Below are 6404 nucleotides of genomic sequence, written 5' to 3'. Positions count from 1 at the left end.
GCGGGCTGCACAAAAGCGAACGCCCCGTAGAGAACACTCTACGGGGCGCAGCAGGATAAAAGCCTGACGATGCCCTACTTTCACAGACGTACGTCCACTATCATCGGCGCAAAGGCGTTTCACGATCCTGTTCGGGATGGGAAGGCGTGGGGCCACCTCGCTATGGTCATCAAGCGTAACCGGTTGCGGTCTCGCTGCAGCGTGTGCTGCAGCGCCACCGCCAATCTGGGAAGAAGCACACGCGAGTCACATCGGACTGCGCGTTCTCGGGTTGTGCGCCGCGCATGGGCTGCGCGGCCTATATCTTGCTTGTGTCTTTGTTTCGAACGGCACTTGGCCTCATAACCCACAGAGTTATAGGATCAAGCCGCACGGGCAATTAGTACTGGTTAGCTACACACATTACTGCGCTTCCACACCCAGCCTATCAACGTCCTGGTCTCGGACGACCCTTCAGGGGGGTCACGCCCCCGGGATACCTAATCTTCAGACGAGTTTCCCGCTTAGATGCCTTCAGCGGTTATCTCTTCCGTACATAGCTACTCGGCAATGCCATTGGCATGACAACCGATACACCAGTGGTACGTCCACTCCGGTCCTCTCGTACTAGGAGCAGGCTCCGTCAAGTATCCAACGCCCACGGCAGATAGGGACCAAACTGTCTCACGACGTTTTAAACCCAGCTCACGTACCTCTTTAAATGGCGAACAGCCATACCCTTGGGACCGGCTACAGCCCCAGGATGAGATGAGCCGACATCGAGGTGCCAAACACCGCCGTCGATATGAACTCTTGGGCGGTATCAGCCTGTTATCCCCAGAGTACCTTTTATCCGTTGAGCGATGGCCCTTCCATTCAGAACCACCGGATCACTATGTCCTGCTTTCGCACCTGTTCGACTTGTCAGTCTCACAGTCAAGCACGCTTATGCCATTGCACTATCGGCACGATTTCCGACCGTACCTAGCGTACCTTCGAGCTCCTCCGTTACACTTTGGGAGGAGACCGCCCCAGTCAAACTGCCCACCATGCACTGTCCCCAACCCGGATAACGGGCCTAGGTTAGAACCGCAAACAAACCAGGGTGGTATTTCAAGGTCGGCTCCCCCGAATCTAGCGACTCGGGTTCAGCGCCTCCCACCTATCCTACACAGGCCGGTTCACAGTCCAATGCAAAGCTACAGTAAAGGTTCATGGGGTCTTTCCGTCTAGCCGCGGGGAGATTGCATCATCACAAACACTTCAACTTCGCTGAGTCTCAGGAGGAGACAGTGTGGCCATCGTTACGCCATTCGTGCAGGTCGGAACTTACCCGACAAGGAATTTCGCTACCTTAGGACCGTTATAGTTACGGCCGCCGTTTACCGGGGCTTCGATCAAGAGCTTGCACCCCATCACTTAACCTTCCGGCACCGGGCAGGCGTCACACCCTATACGTCCACTTTCGTGTTAGCAGAGTGCTGTGTTTTTAATAAACAGTCGCAGCCACCGATTCTCTGCGACCCCTTCACGCTCCAGGCGCAGGCCTTTCACGCTACCAGGGTATACCTTCTCCCGAAGTTACGGTATCAATTTGCCGAGTTCCTTCTCCTGAGTTCTCTCAAGCGCCTTGGAATATTCATCCCGTCCACCTGTGTCGGTTTGCGGTACGGTCTCGTAGAACTGAAGCTTAGAGGCTTTTCTTGGAACCACTTCCAATCACTTCGCAAGCGATGCTCGCTCGTGCAACACCCTTGAATCACGCGCCCGGATTTGCCTAAAGCGCCTTCTCCAATGTCGCAACGGGGACGTCCAACACCCCGATGATCTTCCGCAATCCGTCCCCCCATCGCATCCTACGACGGTGCGGGAATATTAACCCGCTTCCCATCAGCTACGCATCTCTGCCTCGCCTTAGGGGCCGACTCACCCTGCGCCGATGAACGTTGCGCAGGAAACCTTGGACTTACGGCGAGGGGGCTTTTCACCCCCTTTATCGCTACTCATGTCAGCATTCGCACTTCTGATACCTCCAGCAACCCTTACGAGTCACCTTCACAGGCTTACAGAACGCTCTCCTACCGCGTACACCTTACGGTGCACACCCGCAGCTTCGGTAACTGGCTTAGCCCCGTTACATCTTCCGCGCAGGACGACTCGATCAGTGAGCTATTACGCTTTCTTTAAAGGATGGCTGCTTCTAAGCCAACCTCCTGACTGTCTGTGCCTTCCCACTTCGTTTCCCACTTAGCCAATTTTAGGGACCTTAGCTGGCGGTCTGGGTTGTTTCCCTCTTGAGTCCGGACGTTAGCACCCGGTGCTCTGTCTCCCGCGCTGTACTTGCCGGTATTCGGAGTTTGCCATAGGTTGGTAAGTCGCCATGACCCCCTAGCTATAACAGTGCTCTACCCCCAGCAGTAATCACGCGAGGCACTACCTAAATAGTTTTCGGAGAGAACCAGCTATTTCCAGATTTGTTTAGCCTTTCACCCCTATCCACAGCTCATCCCCTAACTTTTCAACGTTAGTGGGTTCGGTCCTCCAGCACGTGTTACCGTGCCTTCAACCTGGCCATGGATAGATCATCTGGTTTCGGGTCTACACCCAGCGACTAAATCGCCCTATTCGGACTCGCTTTCGCTACGCCTGCCCTATACGGTTAAGCTTGCCACTGAATGTAAGTCGCTGACCCATTATACAAAAGGTACGCCGTCACCCCATTGCTGAGGCTCCGACTGTTTGTATGCATGCGGTTTCAGGATCTATTTCACTCCCCTTCCGGGGTTCTTTTCGCCTTTCCCTCACGGTACTGGTTCACTATCGGTCGATCACGAGTATTTAGCCTTGGAGGATGGTCCCCCCATCTTCAGACAGGATTTCACGTGTCCCGCCCTACTTGTCTGACGCCTAGTCCCACGTGCGCGATTTCGCCTACAGGGCTATCACCTGCTACGGCGGGCCTTTCCAGACCCTTCGGCTATCGCACACGCTAACTCGTCACGGCTACTCCGAGTTCGCTCGCCGCTACTATCGGAATCTCGGTTGATGTCTTTTCCTCGAGTTACTGAGATGTTTCAGTTCACCCGGTTCGCCTTCACTGGCCTATGTATTCAGCCAGGAATACCGCATTACTGCGGTGGGTTTCCCCATTCGGACATCGACGGATCAAAGCTCGTTTGTCAGCTCCCCGTCGCTTTTCGCAGACTACCACGTCCTTCATCGCCTGTGATCGCCAAGGCATCCACCCCATGCACTTAGTCGCTTGATCCTATAACACTGTGTGCTACAGGTTCTTGCTCTCTGAGTATTCGCGTTTGTGCCGTTCATCATTTTCAAAGGCCGCAGCTCTTTCAAGCCACGTATTTGAGAACTATTGAACAAAAAATCTAATGCAATCACAACCCGTACCCACGTCCGCTTCAACCCTCTCGGGCCGAGCCCTTTCGGGCTTGCGCGTACGCAAGTACACTTTGTTGTGCTTCTTCCAGATTGTTAAAGAACAATGTACAGATTCGCGCTAGACACCAATCAGTGCCTAACGCACAAGCCGCCCTGAAGAGGTAAAACCCCCAAGACCCTGTGCGTTACCCACTGCCACGCGCATTCACGATCAACGCCGTTCACCCTGCCGCTTTCCCCCCGCGCACGCCCCCTACCGGAACCCGCAGAATGGTGGAGGATGACGGGATCGAACCGACGACCCCCTGCTTGCAAAGCAGGTGCTCTCCCAGCTGAGCTAATCCCCCGTGCCTCGAAACCCGAAGACTGGTGGGTCAAGTTGGAATCGAACCAACGACCCCCGCCTTATCAAGACGGTGCTCTAACCGACTGAGCTACTGACCCCCTATTGCCTCGCGCACCTACCGCACGCCAGGCGACCGTGATCTCTCTGTACTACAACAACCGATAAGCGTGGGCGCTTCCGCTTCGTGTGCCGGGCTCTGAAAGGAGGTGATCCAGCCGCACCTTCCGATACGGCTACCTTGTTACGACTTCACCCCAGTCATGAATCCTACCGTGGTAATCGCCCCCCTTGCGGTTAGGCTAACTACTTCTGGTAAAACCCACTCCCATGGTGTGACGGGCGGTGTGTACAAGACCCGGGAACGTATTCACCGCGACATGCTGATCCGCGATTACTAGCGATTCCGACTTCACGCAGTCGAGTTGCAGACTGCGATCCGGACTACGATCGGGTTTCTGGGATTGGCTCCCCCTTGCGGGTTGGCAGCCCTCTGTCCCGACCATTGTATGACGTGTGAAGCCCTACCCATAAGGGCCATGAGGACTTGACGTCATCCCCACCTTCCTCCGGTTTGTCACCGGCAGTCTCATTAGAGTGCCCTTTCGTAGCAACTAATGACAAGGGTTGCGCTCGTTGCGGGACTTAACCCAACATCTCACGACACGAGCTGACGACAGCCATGCAGCACCTGTGTTCCGGTTCTCTTGCGAGCACTCCCAAATCTCTTCGGGATTCCAGACATGTCAAGGGTAGGTAAGGTTTTTCGCGTTGCATCGAATTAATCCACATCATCCACCGCTTGTGCGGGTCCCCGTCAATTCCTTTGAGTTTTAATCTTGCGACCGTACTCCCCAGGCGGTCAACTTCACGCGTTAGCTGCGCTACCAAGGCCCGAAGGCCCCAACAGCTAGTTGACATCGTTTAGGGCGTGGACTACCAGGGTATCTAATCCTGTTTGCTCCCCACGCTTTCGTGCCTGAGCGTCAGTATTATCCCAGGGGGCTGCCTTCGCCATCGGTATTCCTCCACATCTCTACGCATTTCACTGCTACACGTGGAATTCTACCCCCCTCTGACATACTCTAGCTCGGGAGTTAAAAATGCCATTCCAAGGTTAAGCCCTGGGATTTCACATCTTTCTTTCCGAGCCGCCTGCGCACGCTTTACGCCCAGTAATTCCGATTAACGCTTGCACCCTACGTATTACCGCGGCTGCTGGCACGTAGTTAGCCGGTGCTTATTCTGCAGGTACCGTCAGTGGCGCCAGGTATTAACCAGCGCCGTTTCTTCCCTGCCAAAAGTGCTTTACAACCCGAAGGCCTTCATCGCACACGCGGGATGGCTGGATCAGGGTTGCCCCCATTGTCCAAAATTCCCCACTGCTGCCTCCCGTAGGAGTCTGGGCCGTGTCTCAGTCCCAGTGTGGCTGGTCGTCCTCTCAAACCAGCTACGGATCGTCGCCTTGGTGGGCCTTTACCCCACCAACTAGCTAATCCGATATCGGCCGCTCCAATAGTGAGAGGTCTTGCGATCCCCCTCTTTCCCCCGTAGGGCGTATGCGGTATTAGCTACGCTTTCGCGTAGTTATCCCCCGCTACTGGGCACGTTCCGATACATTACTCACCCGTTCGCCACTCGCCGCCAGACCGAAGTCCGCGCTGCCGTTCGACTTGCATGTGTAAAGCATCCCGCTAGCGTTCAATCTGAGCCAGGATCAAACTCTTCAGTTCAATACCTGTTTAAGTTCGGGCTGCCCGCCGATCCATGACTAAACCACAGACCCTGCAAGACAACCCTGTCGCTTGCTCAAAGAAAAAGACAAGCTTGTGTTACCAAACCTGGCTTCTTTCTTCTCAGTGCAAGCACTTGGTCTGTTTAAGCCGATTCTCGTGAGAGAATCTGGCACACTCATTCCAAGCGCCCACACTTATCGGTTGTTTCGTTGTTAAAGAGCAGTTCCTGCTTCGCTTCCAACCTGCTGCAGTGCAGCGCGTTGTGTGAAGCAGAGAAACGAGATTATGAAGGAGTTTTTTTAGCTTGTCAAACCAGGTTAGGAGAATGTCGGAACTCTTCACTACCCCGGCCAACCTGCCTGCCACGCCCCGGATAAACATCAGCATCACTGCCCAGTCACCCGTGCCGCGGCCCGCCTTCGACCTCGCCTTGGCTGCCTTATCTTCAGGGTTAACCCTGAATGTCCAGCAGCGAAGGAGCCGAACTATAGCACGCTTTTTTAGCCGCGGGCAAATCGAACGGGAAACCCCCAAAAACCCCAGTCCCGCCACAGACCCATCCCCCGCAGCGAGCCACGGCCCCACAGCCCCCACCCGTCTACAAACCGAGCGGAGAGCATGGGGTGCCTCCTGGAGGTGAGTGGGTCATCGAACCGCAGGGAAGTACCCTGTTCCAGGCCGCGGCCTGCAGCATTCTTTACCCGCGCCGCGGGCGGCCCGGGTGGGTCGGCTCCATCGGCTCGGTCCCGGCCCTGCGGGCCGGGACTACCGGCGGTCGAGACCCGTTTCGGGGCGGTCGCCAAACTCGGGCGGCGGTCAGTCCCCCGGACTGACCGCAAGCGTCGCCCTCAGACTGTTGTGGTCTAATTTTGGTGGACACTTTTGAAGCGAATCATTACGACCGAATAAGGTGATTTCGTGACAAAGAAGCAAGAGCCTGGCCACCT

The 6404-nt window shown here is 55.5% G+C and carries 2 tRNA genes and 3 rRNA genes; all 5 read right to left on the bottom strand.

What is annotated here, in order from left to right:
• Nucleotides 1–61: 61 nt before the first annotated feature.
• Nucleotides 62–174, bottom strand: a 5S ribosomal RNA gene (gene rrf / locus CEY11_RS23215).
• A 184-nt stretch (nt 175–358) separates the two neighbouring features.
• A 23S ribosomal RNA gene (locus tag CEY11_RS23210) occupies nt 359–3247 on the bottom strand.
• 402 nt (nt 3248–3649) lie between these two features.
• Nucleotides 3650–3725 (bottom strand) — tRNA-Ala (locus CEY11_RS23205).
• 20 nt (nt 3726–3745) lie between these two features.
• A tRNA-Ile gene (locus CEY11_RS23200) sits at nt 3746–3822 on the bottom strand.
• Nucleotides 3823–3923: 101 nt separating this feature from the next.
• Nucleotides 3924–5454, bottom strand: a 16S ribosomal RNA gene (locus CEY11_RS23195).
• Together the 16S, 23S and 5S rRNA genes with 2 tRNA genes alongside form the textbook arrangement of a ribosomal RNA operon.
• Between the last annotated feature and the right edge of the window lie 950 nt (nt 5455–6404).

It is taken from the genome of Candidimonas nitroreducens, assembly GCF_002209565.1.
Classification (GTDB): Bacteria; Pseudomonadota; Gammaproteobacteria; order Burkholderiales; family Burkholderiaceae_B; genus Candidimonas; species Candidimonas nitroreducens.
The sequence above is the reverse complement of the archived record's forward strand: the minus strand, read 5'-3'. Positions and strand labels throughout refer to the sequence as shown.